This window comes from Streptomyces rishiriensis (assembly GCF_003112535.1).
GTDB classification, from domain to species: Bacteria; Actinomycetota; Actinomycetes; order Streptomycetales; family Streptomycetaceae; genus Streptomyces; species Streptomyces rishiriensis.
Window position 1 is genome coordinate 121,883 of record NZ_BEWA01000009.1, and the last position, 25,495, is coordinate 147,377.

Consider the following 25,495-nt stretch of genomic DNA (forward strand, 5'->3'; position numbering starts at 1 on the left):
GTTCGCGTCTCCCGGGTTCCCGATCCGCGTCGACGCCACCCTCAAGCGTCACTCACTCCCACGATCCCCGCGCCGCCGGCAGCTTCGCCACCTCCGCCAGGTCCTGCGGCGTCAGGCGCAGCCCGGCCGCCGCCGCGTTCTCCGTCACCCAGCGCTCCTGCTTGGCGCCCGGCACCGGGACGACGTGCCGGCCCCGCGCCAGCACCCAGGCCAGCGCCACCTGCGCCGTCGTCACCCCCTCGCCGTGCCGGGCGGCGACCCGGCGCAGACCGGCGACGATCGGCTGGTTCGCGGCCATCATCTCGGCGGTGAACCGGGGATGGCGGGCCCGCATGTCGTCCGGTTCGAAGCCCTGGCCGGGCTTCAGCGTGCCGGTGAGGAAGCCGTTGCCGAGCGGCATCGCCGCCAGGAAGCCCACGCCGCGGGCCTCGCACCACGGCAGCAGCGTCTCCAGCGCCTCGGGCGACCACACCGACAGCTCCGCCTCCACCGCGCCCACCGGGAAGACCTGTTGGACGCGCCGCAGCTGCCGAATCGTTCCGTCGTACAGTCCGCCCGACCGGCGACCGCCGCGCGCCCCCACCGCGCACCACCCCAACGCCCTTACCTTGCCCGCCCGTACGAGCTCCGCCATCGCGCCCCAGGTCTCCTCGACCGGGACCTCGGGGTCGGCGCGGTGCAGCTGGTAGAGGTCGATGACGTCCGTCTGCAGGCGCCTCAGGGACGCGTCGCAGGCCCGTCTGACGTACCCGGGACGGCCGTTGGCGACGATGTGCTGCTGGCCGACGAGCAGACCCACCTTCGTCGACACGAACGCGTCCGCGCGCCGCTCCTTCAACACCCGCCCCAGCAGAAGCTCGTTGGTGAAGGGGCCGTACATGTCGGCGGTGTCCAGCAGGGAAGACCCCGCGTCCAGCGCCCTGTTCACCGCTCTGAGCGACTCGTCGCCCCGCTGCCGGGACCCGCTGTACGCCCAGCTCATCGGCATGCACCCGAGGCCCACGGCCCCGACTTCGAGCGCCCCCGCGCCGATCGTCCTGCGCTCCACCTGCTCGTGACCCTCCCTCGCCGGATCCCCCAACCTAACCGCTGGGCCGGCACACGCCTGACATAGCCTCCTGGCATGACCGCTGACCTGGCACGCGACGTATGGCTGCCCATCCCGCCCGGGGAGATCGACGGGCTTCCGGACGGGCTCGACTACCTTTTCTGGGACGGGGGAGAGAACGGCGACCAGCCGTTCCCCGGGGATCCCGCGCGCTGCGTCGTCTACGTGGTGCCGTACATGAAGCGGCAGCCCGTGAAGGTGCGGCCGCTGCGGGAGATGCGCAGCCTCCAGGTCGTGCAGACCCTCACCGCCGGCGTCGACGACATCACCGCGAGGCTGGCGGATCTCGTGCCCGGGGTGCGGTTGTGCAACGCGCGCGGGGTGCACGAGGCGAGCACCGCCGAACTGGCCCTCACCCTGACCCTGGCCGCGCTGCGCGGGATCCCGCAGTTCGTGCGCGCGCAGGACGAGGGGCGCTGGCAGAGCGCGTTCCATCCCGCGCTCGCCGACAAGAACGTCCTCGTCGTCGGGTACGGCTCCATCGGCTCCGCCATCGAGGACCGGCTCGTGCCGTTCGAGGTGGCGCGGGTGGCGCGCGTCGCGCGCTCCTGGCGCACGACGGCGCGCGGTCCCGTGCACCCGATCGCCGAACTGCCCGCCCTGCTCCCCGAGGCGGACGTGGTGATCGTCTCCACGCCGCTGAACGACAGCACGCGCGGTCTGGTCGACGCCGAGTTCCTGGCCCGGATGAAGGACGGCGCGCTGCTGGTCAACGTGGCCCGCGGGCCGGTCGTCGACACCGAGGCGCTGCTCGCCGAACTGGAGAAGGGCCGCCTCACGGCGGCCCTGGACGTCACCGACCCCGAACCCCTGCCCCCGGGCCACCCGTTGTGGACCGCGCCGGGCGTCCTCATCAGCCCGCACGTCGGCGGGCCCGACCTCCGCCTTCCGGCCTCGTGCCGAGCGGCTTCTGGCGGACCAGTTGGGCCGCTTCGTGAACCGGGAGCCCCTGCGCAACGTGATCGTGACGACGGGCACGGAGAGCGGATCCTGACGACCCCGGCGGTTCTCCGTCCCTGTTCGGGCACGCTCCGCAGTCCCGCGGACGCGTTCTGTACCCCATCCGGGCGCATATGCCGATGATCGTCACGCAGCGTAGAAGGACTATGTCCCTGAGTGACGAGACTGGTGTATCGTCCCGACAGGGGCTGCGCCGCGCATGATCGGCGTCAGGGATGGACATTTCAGACTTGTGAGGGGGGCGACGGGCGATGCACGGCCTATGGACGAACGATCCGACGCGGCGGAGCCGCCGGCGACGACCCTGGCACCCGGCAGCGGGCGGACACGGTCACCGCACTCAATACGGCCCTCCTCACGGTCCTCCCCCGCGCGGGTGCGACGGCCGCGGGAGGCAGCCGCAGCCGCCGGCCCGCACCCCGCGGGACCCGGGAGCGACACGGACCGGGAGGCCGCGGTGAGTTCGCCGTCGACCTCCGCGCCTCTCCTCGACGGAGCGCTGCGGACACAGCCCCCGACCGGGAGGCCGCGCCTCGGACCGCCGTCCGCCCACGGCCCCGGATCGCACCTGGTCCACCAACTTCTGCTGGCCCTCGTCTGCGCGGTGTACGCCGTCGGCTCCGCGCTGGGCTGGGGCTCCGACCGACTCGCGCTGATCATGGGCGACTTCGGGCTGACCGCCGCGGCCGGCACGGCCGCCGTCTCGTGCCTCCTCTACGCGCGCAGCCGCCGCGTCCGCTTTCGACCCGCCTGGCTGCTGTTCTCGCTCTCCTCGGCGATGGCGGCCCTCGGCAACCTGGTCTGGGGCTGGTACGAGGTGGTCCTCGGGCGTCCCGTGCCCAGCCCCAGCTTCGCCGACCTGTTCTTCCTGTGCTTCGCGCCCCCCGCCATCGTGGGGCTGCTGGTGCTCGCCGCCCGTCCCATGACGAAGGCCGGCTGGGTCTGCCTGGCGCTGGACGCCTGGCTGATCGCCGGCTCGCTGCTCACCCTCTCCTGGAGCCTCGCGCTCGCCCAGGCCGCGAAGTTCGACGGGCCGAGCGTGGCGCACGCCGCGCTGTCGCTGGCGTACCCGCTGCTGGACATCGCGCTGGTGAGCATGGTGCTGGTGCTGCACTTCCGGCGCACGCCGGTGAACCGCACGGCGGTGAACACGGCCGTCGGCGCGCTCGCGCTGACCGTGATGTGCGACGCGCTGTTCACCTCGCCGCTGCTGCACAACAACTACCACTCGGGCCAGCTCCTCGACGCGGGCTGGTTCGCCGGCTCGCTGCTCCTGGCGTACGCGCCCTGGGCCGCCTCCTGCCGGCAGGAGGCGGCGGAGGAGGGGCACACGCGCGTGGTCCTCGAACACCTGCCCGGCCAGCGCGCCGGCGGCCGCGCTCCGGTCCCGCCGCGCGCCCCCGGCCCCGCGCACCAGCCCCCGCACCTGCAGGCGCAGGCGCCTCCTCAGGGCGGCGAACACGGCCGGTATCCGGTCACCCGGCCCATCACCGGCTCCCTGGCCGCGCTCACGCCCTATCTCGCCGCCGCCGTCTGCACCCTGGGGATCCTCTACAACGTCCTCAACGGCCGCAGCGTCGACCGCGTGGTGCTGCTGACCGGCGGCACGGTGGTGCTCGCGCTGGTGGTGCGCCAGGGGATCATGCTGCTGGACAACATCACCCTCACCCAGGAACTGGCGCAGAAGGAGAACCACTTCCGCTCCCTGGTGCAGGGCTCCAGCGACGTCATCATGATCGCCGCGCCCAGCGGGGTCCTGCGCTACGTCTCCCCGGCCGCCGCCGGCGTCTACGGCCGGTCCGCCGAGGACCTGGTGGGCACCGAGCTGGCCGATCTGATCCATCCCGGGGACCTGGGCTGCGTGGTGCACGAGGTGCGCCGCTTCCTCGCCGCCAGCCCCCAGGACGAGCCCACCACCCGCATCGAGTGCCGGTTCCGCTCCGGCGACGGCGGCTGGCTCAACGTCGAGTCCACCGTCAACCGCCACCACGGCGGCCTGATCTTCAACAGCCGGGACGTCACCGAGCGCGTGCGCCTGCAGGCCCAGCTCCAGCACAACGCCGAGCACGACCCGCTCACCGACCTGCCCAACCGCGCCCTGTTCACCCGGCGCGTCCAGCAGGCCCTGTCCGGCCGTCGCAGCTCCGACCGCGGCCCGGCACTGCGGGGCACGGCGGTCCTCTTCATCGACCTCGACGGGTTCAAGGCCGTCAACGACACCATCGGCCACGCGGCCGGGGACCAGCTCCTGGTCCAGGCCGCCCGCAGGCTCCAGGACGCGGTCCGCAAGTCCGACACCGCCTCCCGGCTGGGCGGCGACGAGTTCGCGGCCCTGATCGTCGGCGACGGCACGCGGGACCGCGCCGCCCGCGAACGGCACATACTGGAACTCGCCGACCGACTCAGGCTCACGCTCTCCCAGCCGTACCTCATCGACGGCAACGAGGTCCGGGTCGCCGCGTCCATCGGCGTCGCCTTCGCCGACCCCGGCCTCGGCGCCGGCGAGCTGCTGCGCAACGCCGACCTCGCCATGTACCGCGCCAAGGCCGGCGGCAAGGGCCGGGTGGAGCTCTACAAGCCGCAGATGCAGCAGGACGTCGTACGCAAGGCGGAGCTGGCCACACGGCTGCGGGCCGCACTGCACGACGGCGAGTTCGCGCTGCTGCACCAGCCCGTGGTGCGCCTGGGGGACGGCCGGATCACGTCGGTGGCCGCGCAGGCCCGCTGGCGCTCCTCCCAGGGGGTCCTCTTCACGCCCGCCGAGTTCCTGCGGGTCGCGGAGGACGGCGACAAGGGGGCCGAGCTGGGCCGCTGGGTGCTGGAGGAGGCCGTCGAGCAGGCCGCCGACCGGACCGCGAGCGGGCTGACCCTGCCGGTGGTCGTGCGGGTGAGCGCCCGGCGCCTGACGGACCGTTCGATGCCGCTGGGCTCGGTGGAGGCGCTGCTGACCCGGCACGGGCTGCCGTCCGGTTCCCTGGTGGTCGAGCTCTCCGACACCGACCCCAGGGTGCCGCTGGAGGAGCTGGAGCGCCGCCTGGGCGCTCTGAAGCGCCTCGGGGTCCGCATCGCCCTGGACGGCTTCGGCAGCGGCTACGCGGCCCTCACCGCGCTGCGCCGACTCCCCGTGGACATCCTCAAGCTGGACCGCTCGCTGGTCGAGGGCGTCGTGGAGTCCGCGCGGCTGCACAAGATCACCAGTGGGCTGCTGCGGATCGCCTGCGACCTGGGGCTGCAGTCGGTCGCCGACGGCGTGGACCTCCCCGAACAGGTCGTCGCCCTGCGCGCGCTCGGCTGCACCCACGGTCAGGGCATGGCCTTCACCGGGCCGCTGGACGAGTACCGGCTGCGCCGGGCCCTGGCGACGGGCCGCTTCCCGGTTCCGCACGAACCCGCCGAACCCGCGTTCGCGGGCGGAGGCGCGGGGGTGTACACCAGTGGTGTCCACGCCGGTGGCGTCGTCGCCGGCGGTGTCACGGCCGTGCTGGGCGGCGGAAGCGCTCTTCGCTCACATAATGAGACTCCCGTCCCACCCACTTGACAGTCGGTGCGCGCCAGGGGGAGGGTCAATGCCATGCGCACCCGAATTCTCGTACTTGGAAAGCGCGTCGGCTGAAGCTGGTGACGTCCGGGCGGACCGGAACTCACCGCGACCCACACCCGGCGCGCTCCCCTCGCTTGCCTTTTGGCACGAGGGGTTTTTTGTTGCACAAAACCCGCAGGCTCCACCCCCAGCAGGACCGGCACCACCCGCACGACCCTCAGTAAAACCCTCAGCATCGAGAAGAGAATGCCGATGACCGAGCAGGCCACCGGGGCCCATCCGCAGCCGCGGCCCCGATCCGGAGGACAGCACTCCGCGTCCGTCGAGCACGTCACGGGTGCGCAGTCCCTCATCCGTTCTCTCGAGGAGGTCGGCGCCGACACGGTATTCGGCATTCCCGGCGGTGCGATCCTTCCCGCCTACGACCCGCTGATGGACTCCACCCGGGTCCGTCACGTCCTGGTCCGGCACGAGCAGGGCGCCGGTCACGCCGCCACCGGCTACGCCCAGGCCACCGGCCGGGTCGGCGTCTGCATGGCCACCTCCGGGCCCGGCGCCACCAACCTGGTGACCCCCATCGCGGACGCCCACATGGACTCGGTGCCGCTCGTGGCGATCACCGGGCAGGTGGCCTCCAAGGCGATCGGCACGGACGCCTTCCAGGAGGCGGACATCGTGGGCATCACCATGCCGATCACCAAGCACAACTTCCTGGTCACCCAGGCCGAGGACATCCCGCGGATCATCGCGCAGGCGTTCCACATCGCCTCCACCGGCCGCCCGGGCCCGGTCCTGGTCGACATCGCCAAGGACGCCCTCCAGGCGAAGACCACGTTCTCCTGGCCGCCCGTCATGGACCTGCCCGGCTACCGCCCGGTGACCAAGCCGCACGCGAAGCAGATCCGCGAGGCCGCCAAGCTGATCACCGCCGCCAAGCGGCCGATCCTGTACGTCGGCGGCGGCGTCCTCAAGGCCGGCGCCACCGCCGAGCTGAAGGTCCTCGCCGAGCTGACCGGCGCGCCCGTCACCACCACGCTGATGGCGCTGGGCGCGTTCCCCGACAGCCACCCGCAGCATCTGGGCATGCCCGGCATGCACGGCTCGGTGGCCGCGGTCACCGGACTGCAGAAGGCCGACCTGATCGTCGCCCTCGGCGCCCGCTTCGACGACCGCGTCACCGGCAAGCTGGACAGCTTCGCGCCCTTCGCGAAGATCGTCCACGCGGACATCGACCCGGCGGAGATCGGCAAGAACCGCACCGCCGACGTCCCGATCGTGGGCGACGCGCGCGAGGTCATCGCGGACCTGGTCCAGGCCGTCCAGAAGGAGCACAGCGAGGGCCACCGGGGAGACTGCACCGCGTGGTGGAAGGACCTCAGCCGCTGGCGCGAGACCTACCCGCTCGGCTACGACCAGCCCTCCGACGGCTCGCTCTCCCCGCAGCAGGTCATCGAGCGGGTCGGACAGCTCGCCCCCGAGGGGACGATCTTCGCCGCGGGCGTCGGCCAGCACCAGATGTGGGCCGCCCACTTCATTCAGTACGAGAAGCCCGCCACCTGGCTGAACTCCGGCGGCGCGGGCACGATGGGCTACGCGGTCCCGGCCGCGATGGGCGCCAAGGCCGGCGCGCCGGACCAGACGGTCTGGGCGATCGACGGCGACGGCTGCTTCCAGATGACCAACCAGGAGCTCACCACCTGCGCCCTGAACAACATCCCGATCAAGGTCGCCATCATCAACAACGGCGCCCTCGGGATGGTCCGCCAGTGGCAGACCCTGTTCTACAACCAGCGCTACTCCAACACGGTGCTGCACTCCGGCCCGAACGACGTGAACCCGGACGCCCGGGGCACGCGGGTGCCGGACTTCGTGAAGCTGTCCGAGGCCATGGGCTGCCACGCGATCCGCTGCGAGTCCCCGGAGGACCTCGACAAGGTCATCGCGGAGGCGAACTCGATCAACGACCGCCCGGTCGTCGTCGACTTCATCGTCCACGAGGACGCGATGGTGTGGCCGATGGTCGCCGCCGGCACCTCCAACGACGAGATCATGGCCGCCCGGGACGTCCGCCCCGACTTCGGCGACAACGAAGACGACTGAGCGAGAGAGACGTAAAGAAGACATGTCCAAGCACACGCTCTCCGTCCTGGTGGAGAACAAGCCGGGCATCCTGGCCCGGATCGCCGCCCTGTTCTCGCGCCGCGGCTTCAACATCGACTCGCTCGCCGTCGGCGTCACCGAGCACGCCGACATCTCCCGCATCACGATCGTGGTGAGCGTGGAGGCCCTCCCGCTGGAGCAGGTCACCAAGCAGCTCAACAAGCTCGTCGAGGTGCTGAAGATCGTCGAGCTGGAGCCGGGACAGGCCGTTCAGCGCGAACTCGTTCTGGTGAAGGTGCGCTCCGACAACGAGACGCGCTCCCAGATCGTGGAGATCGTCCAGCTGTTCCGCGCCAAGACCGTCGACGTCTCCCCGGAGGCCGTGACCATCGAGGCCACCGGCAGCAGCGACAAGCTGTCCGCCATGCTCAAGATGCTGGAGCCGTACGGCATCAAGGAACTGGTCCAGTCCGGCACGATCGCGATCGGCCGTGGCGCCCGTTCGATCACGGACCGGTCGTTGCGCTCCCTCGACCGGTCGGCTTAAGACACGGACCGGGCGGCCGGCGTCATCCGGCCGCCCGTATACCGAGACCCCGAGACTTCCCTTCCGCCCGCCGTCATACGGTGGGACGCAACACCTGCACCCCAAGGAGAGAACCCAAAGTGGCCGAGCTGTTCTACGACGCCGACGCCGACCTGTCCATCATCCAGGGCCGCAAGGTCGCGGTCATCGGCTACGGCAGCCAGGGCCACGCCCACGCCCTGTCGCTCCGTGACTCCGGTGTCGACGTCCGGGTCGGTCTGCACGAGGGCTCCAAGTCCAAGGCCAAGGCCGAGGAGCAGGGCCTGCGCGTGGTGACCCCGGCCGAGGCCGCCGCCGAGGCCGACGTCATCATGATCCTCATCCCGGACCCGATCCAGGCCCAGGTCTACGAGGAGTCCATCAAGGACAACCTGAAGGACGGCGACGCGCTGTTCTTCGCCCACGGCTTCAACGTGCGCTTCGGCTTCATCAAGGCCCCGGCCGGCGTCGACGTCGCCCTGGTCGCCCCGAAGGGCCCGGGCCACCTCGTCCGCCGCCAGTACGAGGAGGGCCGCGGCGTCCCCGCGATCGCCGCGGTCGAGCAGGACGCCACGGGCAACGCCTTCGCGCTGGCGCTGTCGTACGCCAAGGGCATCGGCGGCACCCGCGCGGGCGTCATCAAGACGACCTTCACCGAGGAGACCGAGACCGACCTGTTCGGCGAGCAGGCCGTGCTGTGCGGTGGCACCTCGGCGCTGGTCAAGGCGGGCTTCGAGACCCTGGTCGAGGCCGGCTACCAGCCGGAGATCGCCTACTTCGAGTGCCTGCACGAGCTGAAGCTGATCGTGGACCTCATGTACGAGGGCGGCCTGGAGAAGATGCGCTGGAGCGTCTCCGAGACCGCCGAGTGGGGCGACTACGTCACCGGCCCGCGCATCATCACGGACGCCACCAAGGCCGAGATGAAGCGGGTCCTCGCGGAGATCCAGGACGGCACCTTCGCCCAGAACTGGATGGACGAGTACCACGGCGGTCTGAAGAAGTACAACGAGTACAAGGACGCGGACTCCGAGCACCTGCTGGAGACCACCGGCAAGCAGCTCCGCAAGCTGATGAGCTGGGTGAACGAAGAGGCGTAGCCTCGGGGACAGGGGCCGGAGCGTGCTGCTCCGGCCCGTTGTCCATTCCGTCCGGCCACGGACGGGTGATCCTTCCGCGGAGGCATGAGGCGACCTCCGCCGCAGCACTACACTGCTGCCTACATTCGCGTTCAGGCCCACAGCGTCGTGCGTCTTCCACGCGGCTAGCCCCTCCCTCCGCCTGCGGCCGTCGGGACGGCCGTCCGCACGCACTGGACTTGTGAGGACTCACGTGAGCTCGAAACCTGTCGTACTCATCGCTGAAGAGCTGTCGCCCGCGACCGTGGACGCACTCGGCCCGGACTTCGAGATCCGGCACTGCAACGGAGCGGACCGAGCCGAACTGCTCCCGGCCCTCGCCGACGTCGACGCGATCCTGATCCGCTCGGCCACCAAGGTCGACGCCGAGGCGATCGCCGCCGCGCACAAGCTGAAGGTCGTCGCACGAGCCGGCGTCGGCCTGGACAACGTCGACGTCTCCGCCGCCACCAAGGCCGGCGTGATGGTCGTCAACGCCCCCACCTCGAACATCGTGACCGCCGCCGAGCTTGCCTGCGGTCTGCTGCTCGCCACCGCCCGCCACATCCCGCAGGCCAACGCCGCGCTGAAGAACGGCGAGTGGAAGCGCAGCAAGTACACGGGCGTGGAGCTCGCCGAGAAGACCCTCGGCGTGGTCGGCCTGGGCCGCATCGGCGCGCTCGTCGCGCAGCGCATGTCCGGCTTCGGGATGAAGGTCGTCGCCTACGACCCCTACGTGCAGCCCGCGCGCGCCGCGCAGATGGGCGTGAAGGTCCTCTCGCTGGACGAGCTGCTGGAGGTCTCCGACTTCATCACCGTCCACCTGCCCAAGACGCCCGAGACGGTCGGCCTGATCGGCGACGAGGCGCTGCGCAAGGTCAAGCCGAGCGTGCGCATCGTCAACGCCGCGCGCGGCGGGATCGTCGACGAGGAGGCGCTGTACTCGGCGCTGAAGGAGGGCCGCGTCGCCGGCGCCGGTCTCGACGTGTACGCGAAGGAGCCCTGCACGGACTCCCCGCTGTTCGAGTTCGACCAGGTCGTGGCCACCCCGCACCTGGGCGCGTCCACCGACGAGGCGCAGGAGAAGGCCGGCATCGCGGTCGCGCGGTCGGTGCGCCTCGCGCTCGCCGGTGAGCTCGTCCCCGACGCGGTGAACGTCCAGGGCGGTGTCATCGCCGAGGACGTCAAGCCCGGTCTGCCGCTCGCCGAGCGCCTCGGCCGGATCTTCACCGCGCTGGCCGGCGAGGTCGCGGTCCGCCTCGACGTCGAGGTCTACGGCGAGATCACCCAGCACGACGTGAAGGTGCTGGAGCTCAGCGCCCTCAAGGGCGTCTTCGAGGACGTCGTCGACGAGACGGTGTCCTACGTCAACGCTCCGCTGTTCGCGCAGGAGCGCGGTGTCGAGGTGCGGCTGACGACCAGCTCGGAGTCGGCCGACCACCGCAACGTCGTGACCGTGCGCGGCACCCTCTCGGACGGCGAGGAGGTGTCCGTCTCCGGCACGCTGGCCGGTCCCAAGCACCTCCAGAAGATCGTCGCGGTCGGCGAGTACGACGTCGACCTCGCGCTCGCCGACCACATGGTCGTCCTGCGGTACGAGGACCGGCCGGGCGTCGTCGGCACCGTCGGCCGGGTCTTCGGCGAGGCCGGGATCAACATCGCCGGTATGCAGGTGGCCCGCGCGGTCGCCGGCGGCGAGGCGCTGGCCGTCCTGACGGTCGACGACACGGTGCCCGCCGCGGTGCTGGCGGAGGTCGCGGAGGAGATCGGCGCGACGTCCGCCCGTGCCGTGAACCTCGTCTGAGGTTCGCCGCACGTTCCGGGGGCTGGCGCCCCCGGGCCCCCGCTTCGGCCCTGAAGGGGCCTCGTCCTCAAACGCCGGACGGGCGGGAATGACCCGACGGGGCTCGAACGCACAGCGCCGGACGGACTGAGGTTCTCAGTCCGTCCGGCGTTTTCCGTCTGTGCCGTTACTGCTCGGGGTCGCCGACGCGGTTGCGTCGCAGGGTCGCCGTCGCCGCCACCGCGGCCCCCGCGAGGATCGCCGCTCCCGCGATCGCCGCTCCCTGCATGCCGTGGACGAAGGCCTCGCGGGCGGCGGTGGCCAGGGCGTCTCCCGTGCGCCCGGGCAGGTGACCGGCGATCGCCAGGGCCCCGCCGAGCGTCTCGCGGGCCTGGGCCGGGGCCGTGGACGGCATGTCGTGGCGGTAGATCGCGGTGCCGACGGAGCCCAGGACCGCCATGCCCAGCGCGCCGCCGAACTCCGCGCCCGTCTCCAGCAGGGAGGAAGCGGAGCCGGCGCGCTCGGCCGGGGCCGCGCCCATCGCCAGGTCCGTCATCTGGGAGATGACCATGACGATCCCGGAGGCGAGCGTTCCGCTGGCGGTCAGGACGAGCCACAGGGCGTCGGCGCCGGTGAGGGTGAGCAGGCCGTAGCCGGCCGCGCCGATCGCGAAGCCCGCCGTCACGACGTGGGCCCGGTCGACGCCCTTCTGGACCAGGGAGGTGGCGAGCGGGGCCGCCATGCCGATCGGGACCGAGGGCACCAGCGCCCACAGCGCCGCCTCCAGCGCGCTCTTGCCGAGCACCGACTGCAGGTACTGCGTGGTGAAGAACGCCGAGCCCAGCATCCCGAACGAGGAGACGAGGTTCAGGGCGACGGCGGGACCGAAGCCCGTGCCGCGGAACAGCGCGGGGGAGATCATCGGATCGGCCGCCGTGCGCTGCCGGTGCACGAAGAGGGCGGCGAAGAGCAGGCCCACGGTGATCGAGACGACGTACTCGGTGTGCCGGCCCTGCGAGGCGATCTCCTTCAGGCCGTAGACCACGGGAAGCACGGCGGCCATCGACAGCGGGACGCTCAGCCGGTCGAAGCGGCCCGGGGAGGGGTCGCGCGACTCGGGCAGCAGGATCGGGCCGAGGACCAGCAGCAGGGCCATCGCGGGCAGGTTGACCAGGAAGACCGACCCCCACCAGAAGTACTGGACCAGGACACCGCTCATCACCGAGCCGAGCGCGATGCCGCCCGTCATGACGCCGGACCACAGACCGATCGCCTTCGCGCGCTGTCCGGGGTCGGCGAACATCGTGCGGATCAGGGCCATCGTCGAGGGCATCAGCGTCGCGCCGCCGATGCCGAGGACCGCGCGGGCGGCGATCAGGGTCTCGGCGCTGTCGGCGTAGGCCGCGGTGAGTGAGGCGGCGCCGAAGGCGGCCGCGCCGATCAGCAGCAGCTTGCGGCGGCCGACGCGGTCGCCGAGCGAGCCCATCGTCATCAGCAGGCCGGCCAGGACGAACGCGTAGACGTCGAAGATCCACAGCTGCTGGGTGCCGCTGGGCTGCAGGTCCGCGTTGATCGCGGGGATGGCGAAGTAGAGGACGGAGACGTCCATGGAGACCAGCAGCAGCGGCAGCATCAGCACGCCGAGGGCGGTCCATTCGCGGCGCCCGGCGCGGGCGGCCGGGGGTGTGGCATTGCTCGTAGGGTTCGTCATGCCGATGACTGTACGAGCGTCTTAAACGATTGTCTAGAACGCTTGTGTAATTCACTTGTCTAGGACGTCTGTATGGATCGGGAGTAGGGTGACGGACATGGGACACCGTGAGGATCTGCTCGAAGGCGCCAAGCGCTGCCTGCTGGAGAAGGGATTCGTGCGCACCACGGCGCGCGACATCGTCAAGGAGTCGGGGACCAATCTCGCGTCGATCGGCTACCACTACGGGTCGAAGGACGCCCTGCTCGTGCAGGCCTACGTCTCACTGATCGAGGGCCTCGGCGACACCTTCGACCCCGGCTGGGGCGCGGGCGGCGACAGCTCGTCGGCCCCGGGGTCGCTGGAACGCTTCCAGGAGGTCTGGGCGAACATCATCCGTTCGCTGCCCGAGGCCCGGGCCGTGTGGATGCTGAGCCTCGAAGTCATCCTCTACGCCGACCGGCTGCAGGAGGTGCGCTCGCTGCTCGCCGTGGCGCAGGAGCAGGGCCGCGCGGGGATCGTGCCCCTGTTCACCGGCGTCCCCGAGGACGAGCTCGACAAGGAGACCGTCGACTCGGAGGGCCGCTTCTACCAGACCCTCCTGAACGGGCTCATGGTCCAGTGGCTCTTCGACCCGCCCTCGGCGACCGACGCGGCGCAGCTCACCGAGGGGCTGCGGCGGGTGATCGCGGGCGCGACGCGCGACTGATCCGCCCGGGGCGTCCGGTCACCGATCCGCCCGGGTCGTCCGGTCAGGGCAGCCGGGCCGTCTTCAGCGTCATGTGCAGCAGCAGCCGGTCCTCGCCGTCGTCCAGGTTCAGGCCCGTCAACTGCTCCACCCGCGCGAGCCGGTAGTACAGGGTCTGCCGGTGGATGCCCAGCTCGGCTGCCGTGCGGCCGGCCTGGCCCGCGCAGTCGAGATACACCTCGGCGGTGCGGGCCAGTTCCTGGTGGGCGGGTGCCAGCAGAGGCCGCACGGAAGGGTCCTGGGCGGCTTCGGGCGGCAGCGCGGTCAGCAGCCGGTAGGGGCCGACGGACGCCCAGCGCGCGACCGGACCGAGGCGCGGCTCCGCCAGCGCGGCCCGCGCCGACGCCGACGCCTCCTCCCAGGCCGCCCCGAGTCCGGCCAGCCCGGACCGCCCGGCGGCCACTCCCGCCGCCACCCCCGGCGCCGCCTCCGCCGCCCGCTCCAGCAGCCGGGCCGCCGCGGACGTCGCCGGGGTGAGGGTGTCCGCGGAACGCAGCCGCACCAGCACCGCAAGGCACTGCCCGGCCGTCGCCCACGGCACCGTGCACAGCGCCGTCGCCCCCGGCAGGGTGCGCAGTGAGGGGGCCTCGTCCGGATCGGCGGACGGCCAGGGGGCCACGCACACCACCGTGTGCGGGCCGTCCGCGCGGGCGCCGAGCGCGGTGCGCAGCTCCGCCACCGCCATGTCCCGCGGCCAGCCCCGAGCGGCGGTGAGGACCGCCCGCAGCTCCCGGGTGAGATCCGCGCCGTGCTGGGCCTCGTCCGCGAGCAGGGCGCCGATCCGCGCGGTCACCTCCATCGCGGCCGCCAGCTGGGCGTCCGTGGGTCCGGGATCGTCGTCCAGCAGCCAGACGTAGCCGAGGGCGACCCCCCGGTGCCGGACGGGCAGGCAGACGCGCCCGCGGTGGACCCCCGCCTCCGGGGTGGGCGGGATGCGGACCGGACCGGTGGCGCGGGTGATGCCGAACCCCTCGAACCAGGTGCGCACGGCCGCGGTCGAGCGCCGGGTCAGGATGGAGCGGGTGCGCACCGGGTCCAGCGCGGACGCGTCCAGCTCGCCCTCGCTGTCGTACGCCCCGAACGCGATCAGCTCGAAGTCGCGGTTCTCCAGGGTCGCGGGGGCGCCGAGCAGCTCCGAGATCTCGTCGACGAGCTCCTGGTAGTCGCCCGCGTGGGAGGAAGATGCGGCATCGGCCTTCACGGGGGCATTCTCTCCCATTCCCGCGGCCCTTCATACATCTGTCTGAGATCTGCGGCACGGATGCGTGACAGCTGTCGATGGCCCACGATCGGAGGGATCCTTAGGTTTCACGGTGGTTCTGTCTGCTGGTTTGTGGAGGTGCCCCGTGCTGGGTCCCGTGATTCTCGCCGCGTCGCGCAGCGACCGGATGCGACGCCTGATCTCGGCGGCCCCGGTGACGAAACAGGTCGTGGACCGCTTCATCCCCGGTGAGACCGTCGACGACGTCGTTCCGATCGTCGAGGAGCGCACCGCGCAGGGGCTGGAGCTGACGATGGACGTCGTCGGCGAGGACATCACCACCCCCGACGAGGCCCGCGCCGCCCGCGACGCCTATCTGGCGCTGGTCGACCGGCTGGCGGAGCTGGAACTCGGCGAGCGCGTCGAGATGTCCGTCAAGCTGTCGATGTTCGGCCAAGCGCTGGAGGGCGGGCACGAGCTGGCGCTCGCCAACGTCCGCCCGGTGGTGGAGGCCGCCGCCGCCATCGGCACCACCGTCACCCTGGACGCCGAGGACCACACCACCCTCGACTCGATGTTCGCCATCCACGACGAGCTGCGCCAGGACTTCCCGCAGACTGGCTGCGTCATCCAGGCCTACCTCTTCCGCACCGAGGCCGACGCCCGCCGCCTCGCCGCGAACGGCAGCCGGGTACGGCTCGTCAAAGGGGCGTACAAGGAGCCCGCCGAGGTCGCCTACCAGCAGAAGCACGAGATCGACAAGGCGTACGTCCGGGTCCTGCGCACCCTGATGGACGGCGACGGGTACCCGATGATCGGGTCCCACGACCCGCGCCTGATCTCCATCGCGCAGGAACTCGCCCGCCGGGCCGGCCGCAAGCCCGACGAGTACGAGTTCCAGATGCTGTACGGGATCAGGAGCGACGAGCACCTGCGCCTCGCCGCCGAGGGCCACCGCATGCGCGTCTACACGGCCTACGGCACCGACTGGTACGGCTACTTCATGCGCCGTCTGGCCGAGAAGCCGGCCAACCTGCGGTTCTTCGTCCGCTCGATGATCAGCAAGGGCTGAGCCCACCCCCGCTCGCGCCCGCGGCCCGGCACCCACGCCGGCCACACGGCCTGCCCCATCGCTTGCAACACCGCTCAGTAAGGAGTTACGGAACCCATGGACGCTGTGACCCAGGTCCCCACCCCCGTCAACGAGCCGGTGCACGGCTACGCCCCCGGCACCCCGGAGCGCGCCCGGCTGGAGGCCAAGCTGAAGGAGCTGGCCGACAACCCGGTCGACCTGCCCTGCACCATCGGCGGCGAGCGGCGGATGGGCGGCGGCGAGCGGTTCGACGTCGTGCAGCCGCACAACCACAAGGCCCGCCTCGGCACCTACGCCAACGCCACCCGTCAGGACGCGCAGGACGCCGTCGACGCGGCCCTCGCCGCCGCGCCCGCCTGGCGCGCGATGTCCTTCGACGACCGTGCCGCGATCATCCTGCGCGCCGCCGAACTGCTCGCCGGCCCCTGGCGAGAGACGCTCGCCGCCTCCACCATGCTCGGCCAGTCCAAGACCGCCCAGCAGGCGGAGATCGACTGTCCCTGCGAACTGGTCGACTTCTGGCGCTTCAACGTCGCCTACGCGCGCCAGATCCTGGCCGAGCAGCCGCCGGCCAACTCCCCGGGCGTCTGGAACCGCCTCGACCACCGCCCGCTCGAGGGCTTCGTCTACGCGATCACGCCGTTCAACTTCACGGCCATCGCCGGCAACCTGCCCACCGCGCCCGCGCTGATGGGCAACGTGGTCGTGTGGAAGCCGTCCCCGACGCAGACGCACGCCGCCGTGCTGCTCATGCGGCTGCTGGAGGAGGCCGGTCTGCCCAAGGGCGTCATCAACCTGGTCACCGGCGACGGCTTGGAGGTCTCTGAGGTCGCCCTGAACCACCGCGACCTCGCCGGCATCCACTTCACGGGCTCCACCAAGACCTTCCAGCACCTGTGGAAGACGGTCGGCGCGAACATCGAGAAGTACCGTTCCTACCCGCGTCTGGTCGGCGAGACCGGCGGCAAGGACTTCGTCGTCGCCCACCCGAGCGCCGACCGCGCGGTGCTGAAGACGGCCCTCACCCGCGGCGCCTTCGAGTACCAGGGCCAGAAGTGCAGCGCGACCTCCCGGGCCTACATCCCGGCGTCGATCTGGAACTCCGGCTTCAAGGAGGAGTTCGCGGCCGAGGTCGACCACCTGACCATGGGTGACGTCACCGACCTGTCGAACTTCATCGGCGCGGTCATCGACGAGCGTTCCTTCGCCAAGAACAAGGCCGCGATCGACCGGGCGAAGGCGGACCCGGCCTGCACGATCGTCGCCGGCGGCTCCTACGACGACTCGGTGGGCTACTTCGTCCGCCCGACCGTCGTCGAGTGCACCGACCCGGAGAACGAGGTCTTCACGACCGAGTACTTCGGCCCCTTCCTCGCCGTGCACGTGTACGAGGACGACCAGTACGACGCCATGCTGACGCAGATGGAGTCGGTCTCGGACTACGCGCTGACGGGCTCGGTCGTCTCGGGCGACCGGGCGGCCGCCGCGTACACGATGGAGAAGCTGCGCTACGCGGCCGGCAACTTCTACATCAACGACAAGTCCACCGGGGCCGTCGTCGGCCAGCAGCCCTTCGGCGGCGGCCGCGCCTCCGGCACCAACGACAAGGCCGGCGCTCCGCAGAACCTGATGCGCTGGACCCTCACCCGGGCCATCAAGGAGACCCTGGTCGCGCCGACCGACTACACGTACCCGCACATGGGCTGACGCCCCCACCTGGTCTGACGCCCCCACATGGGCTGACGCCCCCACATGGGCATGGACTGACGCACGCACCCGGGCCGGGACCGGCCGGGTGACACGAGGGCCGGGCGATCCGCCCGGCCCTTCGCGTGCCCTCGGCGAGTAATCTCCCGGCCGCTTCTCGTAGGCGTTGCCGTTCTGCGTGACGATCGCGGTCACGCGCGCACCCTGCCTAACCGGTCGATGCGTTGCCAGCGGTTAGATGCCCGGCGTCCGTCTCAGATAGTAGGAAGTCCGAGTAATTGTGGAGACAGGCGCGCGCTCCTCCCTTAGTTTTGTAGGAGCCGAACGTCTCGCTCGATCAAGCGAATGGCGGGCGTGAGCCGGGCCCCTGCAGGCAACCCCTGTGGTCCGCTCCCCGCCCCTTGGGGGCACCCCCCGCCCATTAGGCAGAGGGGGAGTCTCGTCACCCCTTTGGCACTCCCTGGAATTCGAAGGAGTCGATTCCCCATGGCCGAGACGACCGTCCGCCGCCGAGTCCGTCACGTCTCCCGTACGAGCGAGTCCGACCGCAAGAACGCCGCCGCCGCCCTGCAGCGCGCCCTCGACCGCCGTGACAACGGCGGCGAGACCGGCCACTGAGCCACGCCTCCCGGTAGTCGGGAAGCACCCCGGAAGCAGTCCGGGAGTCGCGCCCGCACAGGGCGCGGCGCGGGCGCCCGAACGGGACGTCGGGCCCCGCGCCGCACCTCGGACCCCCGCGTCCGCCCCGCGACCCGCTGTCCGCATGACGGACGGTCCGTGTCATCCCATGGGACGGGGAGTAGGGTTCCCGCATGTCTCGCAGCCTCAATCTCGCAGTGATCCCCGGTGACGGCATCGGCCAGGAGGTCGTGGCCGAAGGTCTCAAGGTCCTCTCCGCCGTCCTCCCGCAGGACGTGAAGCTGGAGACCAAGGAGTACGACTTCGGCGCCCGGCGCTACCACGCCACCGGTGAGACCCTCACCGACGCCGACGCGGAGGCGCTCAAGCGGCACGACGCGATCCTGCTCGGTGCGATCGGCGACCCGAGCGTGCCCTCCGGCGTCCTGGAGCGGGGCTTCCTGCTCAAGCTGCGCTTCCTCTTCGACCACCACGTCAACCTGCGCCCCTCGAAGCTGCTCCCCGGCGTGGCCACCCCGCTGGCCGGCCAGCCCGAGATCGACTTCGTCGTGGTCCGCGAGGGCACCGAGGGCCCGTACACCGGCAACGGCGGCACGATCCGCAAGGGCACCCCGCACGAGGTCGCCACCGAGGTCTCCGTGAACACGGCCTTCGGCGTCGAGCGCGTGGTCCGCGACGCCTTCGCCCGCGCCCAGGCCCGCCCCCGCAAGAAGCTCACGCTGGTCCACAAGAACAACGTGCTGGCCTTCGCCGGTCACCTGTGGACGAACGTCTTCAACCGGGTGGCCGCGGAGTTCCCCGACGTCACCACGGACTACATCCACGTGGACGCCGCGACGATCTACCTGGTCACCGACCCCGGCCGGTTCGACGTGATCGTCACCGACAACCTCTTCGGCGACATCATCACCGACCTCGCCGCGGCCGTCTCCGGCGGCATCGGCGTCGCCGCGAGCGGGAACATCAACCCCTCCGGCGAGTTCCCCTCCATGTTCGAGCCCGTGCACGGCTCGGCCCCGGACATCGCGGGCCAGGGCAAGGCCGACCCCACCGCCACGGTCCTGTCCGTCGCCCTGCTGCTGCGCCACCTCGGTCACGACGCCGAGGCGGTCCGCATCGAGGACGCCGTCTCCGCCGACCTGGCGGAGCGCGGCGCGCTGCCCGCGCGCAGCACCTCGGAGATCGGCGACGCGCTCGCCGCACGAGTAGCCGGCTGACCCGGCGCACCACGCGACGCCCCGGCTCCCAGGAGCCGGGGCAGTCCCTCGAAGCCGCCGGGTCACCTCGCACCCGGCGGCTTCTCGTATCTCCTGCCGGGTGTCACCATCGACCCCGGGTCGCATTCACGCCGTTTTCTTCCGCGCGTCCCGCTTGCGATAATCGAACGCGGAGCCGCGGTATCAGGCAATGCTCGGACGTCCTAGCACACGCCACTGGCCGTACGGACGTGAGCGCGGCCCGTCACACACAACCGGTGAAGGACAACCACTCATGACGACGCCCACGATCGAGCTCAAGCCCTCCGCCAGCCCGCTCTCCGCCGCCGAGCGCGAGGCGATCCTGGCGAACCCCGGCTTCGGCCGCCACTTCACCGACCACATGGTGACGATCAGGTGGACCGAGGGCCGCGGCTGGCACGACGGTCAGCTCGTTCCGTACGCGCCGATCCCCCTCGACCCGGCGACCAACGTCCTGCACTACGCGCAGGAGATCTTCGAGGGGCTGAAGGCCTACCGCCGTCCCGACGGCTCCGTCGCCACCTTCCGCCCGGACCAGAACGCCAAGCGGTTCCAGCGCTCCGCCCGCCGCCTGGCCATGCCCGAGCTGCCGGTCGAGACGTTCATCGAGGCCTGTGACGCGCTCGTCGGCCAGGACAAGGACTGGGTGCCCGCGCACGGCGGCGAGGAGTCCCTCTACCTGCGCCCCTTCATGATCGCGACCGAGGTGGGCCTGGGCGTGAAGCCGGCCAACGAGTACCTCTTCATCGTGATCGCCTCGCCGGCCGGCGCCTACTTCCCGGGCGGCGTCAAGCCCGTCTCCATCTGGGTCTCCGAGGACCACGTCCGCGCCGTTCCCGGAGGCATGGGCGACGCCAAGACCGGCGGCAACTACGCCGCCTCCCTGCTCGCCCAGGCCGAGGCCGCCGCACAGGGCTGCGCCCAGGTCTGCTACCTCGACGCGGTCGAGCGCACGTGGGTCGAGGAGCTCGGCGGCATGAACCTGTACTTCGTCTACGGGAACAAGATCGTCACGCCTTCGCTGACCGGCTCCATCCTGGAGGGCGTCACCCGCGACAGCCTCCTCACCGTCGCCCGAGACCTGGGCTACGAGGCGGAGGAGGGCCGGGTCTCCGTCGACCAGTGGCAGCGCGACTCCGAGAGCGGCGCGCTGCAGGAGGTCTTCGCCTGCGGCACCGCGGCCGTGATCACCCCGGTCGGCACGGTCAAGCGCACCGGCGGGGAGTGGCAGCAGTCGGGCGGCGAGCCCGGCGAGGTCACCCTCCGGCTCCGGCAGGCCCTGCTGGACATCCAGCGCGGCACGGCCGAGGACAAGCACGGCTGGATGCACCCGCTGGGCTGATCCCCGACCCGAATGTCCCCGCATCGCCGCAGGGCCACCCCGACCGGGGTGGCCCTGCGGCGTTCCTGAAGCCCGCCGCCGGTGCGGCGCATATAGAACGCTGCTCTAAAAGTTCCCTTGACTCCTTCCGATCATCGACTAGATCGCTTAGAGTGCTGCTCTAAGATATGGAGTGCTGCTCACATACCGTGTTCGGGCCGCTCTCGACGACCGACGGCGGACAGGGAGGCCAGGTGCGACTCACCCCCACCGAACGGGACCGGCTGCTGCTCTTCGGGGCGGCCGAGCTGGCCCGGGCGAGAAGGGCCCGCGGGCTGCTGCTCAACGTCCCGGAGGCGACCGCGCTCGTCGCGGACACCGTCTGCGAGGCCGCCCGTGACGGCGTGCGGCTCGCCGAGGCGATCGAGCGGGCCCGGTCGGTCCTCGGCCCGGACGACGTGCTGCCGGGGGTCGCGGACATCGTCACCGAGGTGCACGTCGAGGCCGTCTTCGACGACGGCACGCGGCTCGCCGTCGTCTCCGACCCGATCGGCGCGGACGGGGCGCACGGCGCGGGGAGCCGGGCGCCCGACGGCCTCGGGCCGGGCGCGCTGCTGCCGGGGCCCACGCACGCCGAGCCCGAGGCGGTCGTGCGGCTGACCGTCGTCAACACCGCCGCAGTGCCCGTCTCCGTCACCTCCCACTTCCACTTCTTCGAGGCCAACCCGCGGCTGGACTTCGCGCGGGACGCGGCCTACGGGATGCGGCTCGCCGTCCCCGCCGGGTCCTCCGTGCGCTTCGGGCCGGGGGAGAGCGTCGAGGTCGGGCTGCTGCCCATCGGGGGCGAGCGGGTGGCGATCGGCTTCGCCGGGCTGGTCGACGGGCCGCTGGACGCCCCGGGCGCCCGGCAGGAAGCCCTGCGCCGGGCAGCCGCCTGCGGATACCTGGGGGCGAAGGCGTGAACCCGCACGAGTACGCCGCCACCCACGGCCCCCGCGCCGGCGACCGCGTCCGGCTCGGCGACAGCGGCCTCGTCGTCCGCGTGGAGTCCGACTCCCAGCTCCCCGGCGACGAGTTCCTCGCCGGCTTCGGCAAGACCGCCCGCGACGGACTGCACCTCAAGGCCGCCGCCGTCCGTGACACCTGTGACGTCGTGATCAGCAACGTCGTGGTGATCGACGCGGTGCTGGGGATCCACAAGGTCTCGATCGGGATCCGGGAGGGCCGCATCCACGCGATCGGGCGCGCCGGGAACCCCGACACCCTGGACGGGGTGGACGTCGTCGTCGGCACGGGCACGTCCATCGTCTCCGGCGAGGGGCTCATCGCCACCGCCGGCGCCGTCGACACCCATGTCCATCTGCTGTCGCCGCGCATCATGGAGGCCTCGCTGGCCTCCGGTGTGACGACGGTCATCGGGCAGGAGTTCGGGCCCGTGTGGGGCGTCGGCGTCAACTCGCCCTGGGCGCTGCGGCACGCGTTCAACGCCTTCGACGCCTGGCCGGTCAACATCGGCTTCCTGGGCCGCGGTTCGTCCTCGCACGACGCCCCGCTGGTCGAGGCGCTGGCCGAGGGCGGCGCCTCGGGCTTCAAGGTGCACGAGGACATGGGCGCCCACACCCGGGCGCTGGACACGGCGTTGCGGGTCGCCGAGGAACACGACGTCCAAGTCGCCCTGCACAGCGACGGGTTGAACGAGTGCCTGTCGGTCGAGGACACCCTGCGCGTCCTGGAGGGCCGGACGATCCACGCCTTCCACATCGAGGGCTGCGGCGGCGGCCATGTGCCCAACGTGCTGAAGATGGCCGGCGTGCCGAACGTCATCGGCTCCTCCACCAACCCCACCCTGCCCTTCGGCCGGGACGCCGTCGCCGAGCACTACGGGATGATCGTCTCCGTCCACGACCTGAAGACCGACCTGCCCGGCGACGCCGCCATGGCCCGCGACCGCATCCGCGCCGGGACGATGGGCGCCGAGGACGTGCTGCACGACCTGGGCGCGATCGGCATCACCTCGTCCGACGCGCAGGGCATGGGCCGCGCGGGCGAGACCGTCCGCCGCACCTTCGCCATGGCCGGCAAGATGAAGGCCGAGTTCGGCGCCCCGCACGACGACCACGACAACGAGCGCGTCCTGCGCTACCTGGCCAAGCTGACCGTCAACCCCGCCATCGCGCACGGGCTTTCGCACGAGGTCGGATCGATCGAGGTCGGCAAGCTCGCCGACATCGTGCTGTGGCGCCCCGAGTACTTCGGCGCCAAACCGCAACTGGTCCTCAAGTCGGGCTTCCCTGCGTACGGGGTGGTCGGCGACCCGAACGCGGCCACCGACACCTGCGAACCCCTCGTCCTCGGACCGCAGTTCGGGGCGTACGGGGCCACGCCCGCCGATCTCTCCGTCGCCTTCGTCGCCCGGGCCGCCCTCGACCAGGGCGGCGACTCGATGCCCACCCGCCGCCGCCGGGTCGCCGTCCGCGGCACCCGCGGCATCGGCCCCGCCGACCTGCGCCTGAACTCCCGCACCGGAGCGGTCGACGTCGACCGGCGCACCGGTCTGGTCACCCTCGACGGCGAGCCGCTGCGCTCCGAGCCGGCCGAGTCCGTGTCCCTGAACCGCCTCTACTTCCTCTGACTCCCCAAGGACCAAGGACCGTCCCATGAGCAAGCCGGCCGCCGAAGGCTTCCGCATGCCCGCCGAGTGGACCCCGCACGAACGCACCTGGATGGCGTGGCCGGGCCCCAACCCCACCTTCGACGACCCCGACGACCTGGCCGCCGCACGGGCGGCCTGGGCGGCGGTCGCCCGCGCCGTCCGCCACTTCGAACCGGTGACCGTGGTGTGCGGTCCCGGACAGTCGGCGGACGCCCGGGGCCTGCTCGGCCCCGGGGTGCGGACGGTCGAGCGCGAGCTGGACGACGCCTGGATGCGCGACATCGGCCCGACCTTCCTCACGAACGGCCGTGAACTGGCCGCCGTCGACTGGACGTTCAACGGCTGGGGCGCCCAGGCATGGGCCCGCTGGGAGCACGACGCGAAGATCGCCGCGTCCGTCGCCGACCTCGCGGGGGCGCGGACGTACGCCTCGCGGCTGGTCAACGAGGGCGGCGCCGTCCACGTCGACGGGGAGGGCACGGTCCTGCTGACGGAGACGGTCCAGCTCGGCCCCGAGCGCAATCCGGGATGGACACGGGAGGAGGTCGAGGCGGAGATCCACGCCATGCTCGGCACCCGCAAGGCGATCTGGCTGCCCCGCGGCCTCACCGGCGACTACCCCCCGCACGGCTACGGCACCCTCGGCCATGTCGACATCGTCGCCGCCTTCGCCCGGCCCGGAGTCGTCGTCGCCCACAGCCAGCCGGACTCGGCGCACCCCGACCACGAGGTGACACGCGAGACCGTCGGACTGCTGCGCGGACAGACCGACGCGCGCGGCCGCCGACTGGAGGTCGTCGAGGTCGCCGCCCCGACCGTGCTGGAGGCCGACGGCCACTGGGCCGACTACTCCTACATCAACCACTACCTCTGCAACGGCGGCGTGGTGCTGTGCGGTTTCGACGACCCGCGCGACGAGCTCGCGGCGGGGGTCTTCCGCCGGCTGTTCCCGGAGCGGACGGTCACCCTGGTGGACGCCCGTACGATCTTCTCCGGCGGCGGTGGCATCCACTGCGTCACCCAGCAGCAGCCGAGGGTCTGAGACCTGGGAGCCTCGCACGGCGACCGGCGACCGGCGGCCGACGACAACTGACGACCAGCGAGAGGCAGGGGAGCCGGGACATGGCCGAAGCGGCACGGGCACGCAGGAACGCCCCGCCCCGCGAGGACGTCCTCGCGGCGGCCATGAGGATGATCGCCGAACGCGGTCTGGAGAAGCTCACCATGGCGGCGCTCGGCCGTGAGGTCGACATGAGCAGCGGCCATCTCCTCTACTACTTCCACTCCAAGGACGAGCTCCTGCTGCGCACCCTGGAGTGGAGCGAGGGCCGCCTCGGCGCCGAGCGCGCACGGCTGCTGGCCCGTGCCGCACCCGCCCGCGAGCGCCTCGACGCCTACGTCGGCCTGTACGTCCCCGACGGCCACCGCGACCCGCACTGGACCCTCTGGCTGGAGGTCTGGAACCGCTCGCAGAACGCCGCCGACGACGCGGACGCGCGCGACCGCCAGGCGGCCATCGAGGGGGCCTGGCACCGCGACCTGGTCGCCCTGCTGGCGGAGGGGATGTCACGCGGCGAGTTCCGGCGGGTGGACCCCGACCGGTACGCGGCCCGGCTGCGAGCCCTGCTCGACGGGTTCTCCATCCACGTCGCCGTCGGCCTGCGCGGCACGGACCGCGAACAGGTCCTCGGGCACGTCGGCGAGTTCCTGGCCGGGAGCCTCCTCACGGACGCGTGAGGACGCGCTGTTCGCATCCTGAGACACCCGGTGAGCACGAGGACGGTCTGTGCCAGACTGCCGCCGTGCTCTCGTTCGCCATGATTATTGGCAGCAGGCGCGCCGGTCCGCAGTGACCGCTCCGTACGACCAGGTACGAGCGGCCATCGTCGTCCTCGACCCGCGCGCAGACCTCTCGCACCCGCGAGGGGTTTTTCGCTTTTCTGGCCCACCCGCAGCCGGGAGCGAGAGCGCGAGGGACCATGGGGGGACGGTGGAGCCGGTCTTCCGGTAACGACCGAGATCCGACACAG

18 protein-coding genes and 1 pseudogene are annotated in these 25,495 nt (G+C 71.7%); 16 read left to right on the top strand and 3 right to left on the bottom strand.

Going from position 1 to position 25,495, the window contains the following annotated elements; genetic code table 11:
- Nucleotides 1–52 precede the first annotated feature (52 nt).
- Nucleotides 53–1,048 carry an aldo/keto reductase gene (locus Sri02f_RS16580; RefSeq protein ID WP_109002083.1) on the bottom strand — a complete coding sequence of 332 codons (996 nt, stop codon included), beginning with the start codon at nt 1,046–1,048 and terminating at the stop codon, nt 53–55.
- 75 nt (nt 1,049–1,123) lie between these two features.
- Between Sri02f_RS16580 and Sri02f_RS16585 the strand changes: the two are divergent.
- From Sri02f_RS16585 to serA, 6 genes and pseudogenes are all read left to right on the top strand, one after another.
- Nucleotides 1,124–2,102 (top strand): annotated as a pseudogene (locus tag Sri02f_RS16585) (2-hydroxyacid dehydrogenase).
- Nucleotides 2,103–2,525: 423 nt separating this feature from the next.
- A complete protein-coding gene (locus tag Sri02f_RS16590) occupies nt 2,526–5,606 on the top strand; it encodes a putative bifunctional diguanylate cyclase/phosphodiesterase (RefSeq protein ID WP_167467561.1) in 3,081 nt (1,026 codons plus the stop codon).
- Between the two features lie 255 nt (nt 5,607–5,861).
- Entirely contained in the window at nt 5,862–7,709 is a 1,848-nt protein-coding gene (locus tag Sri02f_RS16595; RefSeq protein ID WP_174855659.1) for an acetolactate synthase large subunit, read from the top strand.
- A 22-nt stretch (nt 7,710–7,731) separates the two neighbouring features.
- Complete coding sequence (gene ilvN / locus Sri02f_RS16600; RefSeq protein WP_069770471.1) at nt 7,732–8,256, top strand: acetolactate synthase small subunit; 525 nt, start codon at nt 7,732–7,734, stop codon at nt 8,254–8,256.
- Nucleotides 8,257–8,375: 119 nt separating this feature from the next.
- Nucleotides 8,376–9,374, top strand: a complete 999-nt coding sequence (ilvC, locus tag Sri02f_RS16605) for a ketol-acid reductoisomerase (protein WP_109002086.1) — start codon at nt 8,376–8,378, stop codon at nt 9,372–9,374.
- A gap of 232 nt (nt 9,375–9,606) precedes the next feature.
- On the top strand, nt 9,607–11,196 hold the full coding sequence (gene serA / locus Sri02f_RS16610; RefSeq protein ID WP_109002087.1) for a phosphoglycerate dehydrogenase: 1,590 nt from the start codon (nt 9,607–9,609) through the stop codon (nt 11,194–11,196).
- Between the two features lie 166 nt (nt 11,197–11,362).
- On the opposite strand, the gene Sri02f_RS16615 is transcribed toward serA, so the two are convergent.
- Complete coding sequence (locus Sri02f_RS16615) at nt 11,363–12,886, bottom strand: MFS transporter (protein ID WP_109002088.1); 1,524 nt, start codon at nt 12,884–12,886, stop codon at nt 11,363–11,365.
- Between the two features lie 97 nt (nt 12,887–12,983).
- On the opposite strand from Sri02f_RS16615, the gene Sri02f_RS16620 reads away from it, so the two are divergent.
- On the top strand, nt 12,984–13,574 hold the full coding sequence (locus Sri02f_RS16620) for a TetR/AcrR family transcriptional regulator (protein ID WP_109002089.1): 591 nt from the start codon (nt 12,984–12,986) through the stop codon (nt 13,572–13,574).
- A 43-nt stretch (nt 13,575–13,617) separates the two neighbouring features.
- Here Sri02f_RS16620 and Sri02f_RS16625 read toward each other — a convergent pair whose 3' ends face one another.
- Nucleotides 13,618–14,832, bottom strand: coding sequence for a PucR family transcriptional regulator (locus Sri02f_RS16625; RefSeq protein ID WP_109002090.1), 1,215 nt, complete (start codon nt 14,830–14,832; stop codon nt 13,618–13,620).
- 127 nt (nt 14,833–14,959) lie between these two features.
- Here Sri02f_RS16625 and Sri02f_RS16630 point away from each other — a divergent pair, with 127 nt between their 5' ends.
- The 9 genes from Sri02f_RS16630 to Sri02f_RS16670 all read left to right on the top strand — a co-directional run bounded on the left by Sri02f_RS16630 (nt 14,960) and on the right by Sri02f_RS16670 (nt 25,202).
- Nucleotides 14,960–15,886, top strand: a complete 927-nt coding sequence (locus tag Sri02f_RS16630; RefSeq protein ID WP_109002091.1) for a proline dehydrogenase family protein — start codon at nt 14,960–14,962, stop codon at nt 15,884–15,886.
- 96 nt (nt 15,887–15,982) lie between these two features.
- Nucleotides 15,983–17,614, top strand: coding sequence for an L-glutamate gamma-semialdehyde dehydrogenase (gene pruA, locus Sri02f_RS16635; RefSeq protein WP_109002092.1), 1,632 nt, complete (start codon nt 15,983–15,985; stop codon nt 17,612–17,614).
- Between the two features lie 486 nt (nt 17,615–18,100).
- Nucleotides 18,101–18,232 (top strand): hypothetical protein, encoded by a 132-nt coding sequence (locus tag Sri02f_RS43630; RefSeq protein WP_015493350.1) that lies wholly within the window; start codon nt 18,101–18,103, stop codon nt 18,230–18,232.
- Between the two features lie 194 nt (nt 18,233–18,426).
- Nucleotides 18,427–19,470, top strand: coding sequence for a 3-isopropylmalate dehydrogenase (locus Sri02f_RS16645; protein WP_109002093.1), 1,044 nt, complete (start codon nt 18,427–18,429; stop codon nt 19,468–19,470).
- Nucleotides 19,471–19,744: 274 nt separating this feature from the next.
- On the top strand, nt 19,745–20,833 hold the full coding sequence (locus Sri02f_RS16650; protein WP_109002094.1) for a branched-chain amino acid aminotransferase: 1,089 nt from the start codon (nt 19,745–19,747) through the stop codon (nt 20,831–20,833).
- 233 nt (nt 20,834–21,066) lie between these two features.
- A complete protein-coding gene (gene ureA, locus Sri02f_RS16655) occupies nt 21,067–21,774 on the top strand; it encodes an urease subunit gamma (RefSeq protein WP_109002245.1) in 708 nt (235 codons plus the stop codon).
- Complete coding sequence (locus tag Sri02f_RS16660; RefSeq protein WP_109002095.1) at nt 21,771–23,444, top strand: urease subunit alpha; 1,674 nt, start codon at nt 21,771–21,773, stop codon at nt 23,442–23,444. Before ureA ends, Sri02f_RS16660 begins: the two co-directional genes overlap by 4 nt.
- Before the next feature lie 25 nt (nt 23,445–23,469).
- Nucleotides 23,470–24,507 (top strand): agmatine deiminase family protein, encoded by a 1,038-nt coding sequence (locus Sri02f_RS16665; protein WP_109002096.1) that lies wholly within the window; start codon nt 23,470–23,472, stop codon nt 24,505–24,507.
- Nucleotides 24,508–24,587: 80 nt separating this feature from the next.
- Nucleotides 24,588–25,202, top strand: a complete 615-nt coding sequence (locus tag Sri02f_RS16670) for a TetR/AcrR family transcriptional regulator (protein ID WP_109002097.1) — start codon at nt 24,588–24,590, stop codon at nt 25,200–25,202.
- Nucleotides 25,203–25,495: the final 293 nt, after the last annotated feature.

Bases quoted from the DNA above. Each gene is read 5' to 3' on its own strand.
- Sri02f_RS43630 (WP_015493350.1), top strand. From the start codon at position 18,101: ATGGCCGAGACGACCGTCCGCCGCCGAGTCCGTCACGTCTCCCGTACG.
- pruA (WP_109002092.1), top strand. From the start codon at position 15,983: ATGGACGCTGTGACCCAGGTCCCCACCCCCGTCAACGAGCCGGTGCAC.
- Sri02f_RS16645 (WP_109002093.1), top strand. From the start codon at position 18,427: ATGTCTCGCAGCCTCAATCTCGCAGTGATCCCCGGTGACGGCATCGGC.
- Sri02f_RS16615 (WP_109002088.1), bottom strand. From the start codon at position 12,886: ATGACGAACCCTACGAGCAATGCCACACCCCCGGCCGCCCGCGCCGGG.
- Sri02f_RS16595 (WP_174855659.1), top strand. From the start codon at position 5,862: ATGACCGAGCAGGCCACCGGGGCCCATCCGCAGCCGCGGCCCCGATCC.
- Sri02f_RS16620 (WP_109002089.1), top strand. From the start codon at position 12,984: ATGGGACACCGTGAGGATCTGCTCGAAGGCGCCAAGCGCTGCCTGCTG.
- Sri02f_RS16650 (WP_109002094.1), top strand. From the start codon at position 19,745: ATGACGACGCCCACGATCGAGCTCAAGCCCTCCGCCAGCCCGCTCTCC.
- Sri02f_RS16625 (WP_109002090.1), bottom strand. From the start codon at position 14,832: ATGGGAGAGAATGCCCCCGTGAAGGCCGATGCCGCATCTTCCTCCCAC.
- Sri02f_RS16670 (WP_109002097.1), top strand. From the start codon at position 24,588: ATGGCCGAAGCGGCACGGGCACGCAGGAACGCCCCGCCCCGCGAGGAC.
- Sri02f_RS16665 (WP_109002096.1), top strand. From the start codon at position 23,470: ATGAGCAAGCCGGCCGCCGAAGGCTTCCGCATGCCCGCCGAGTGGACC.
- ilvN (WP_069770471.1), top strand. From the start codon at position 7,732: ATGTCCAAGCACACGCTCTCCGTCCTGGTGGAGAACAAGCCGGGCATC.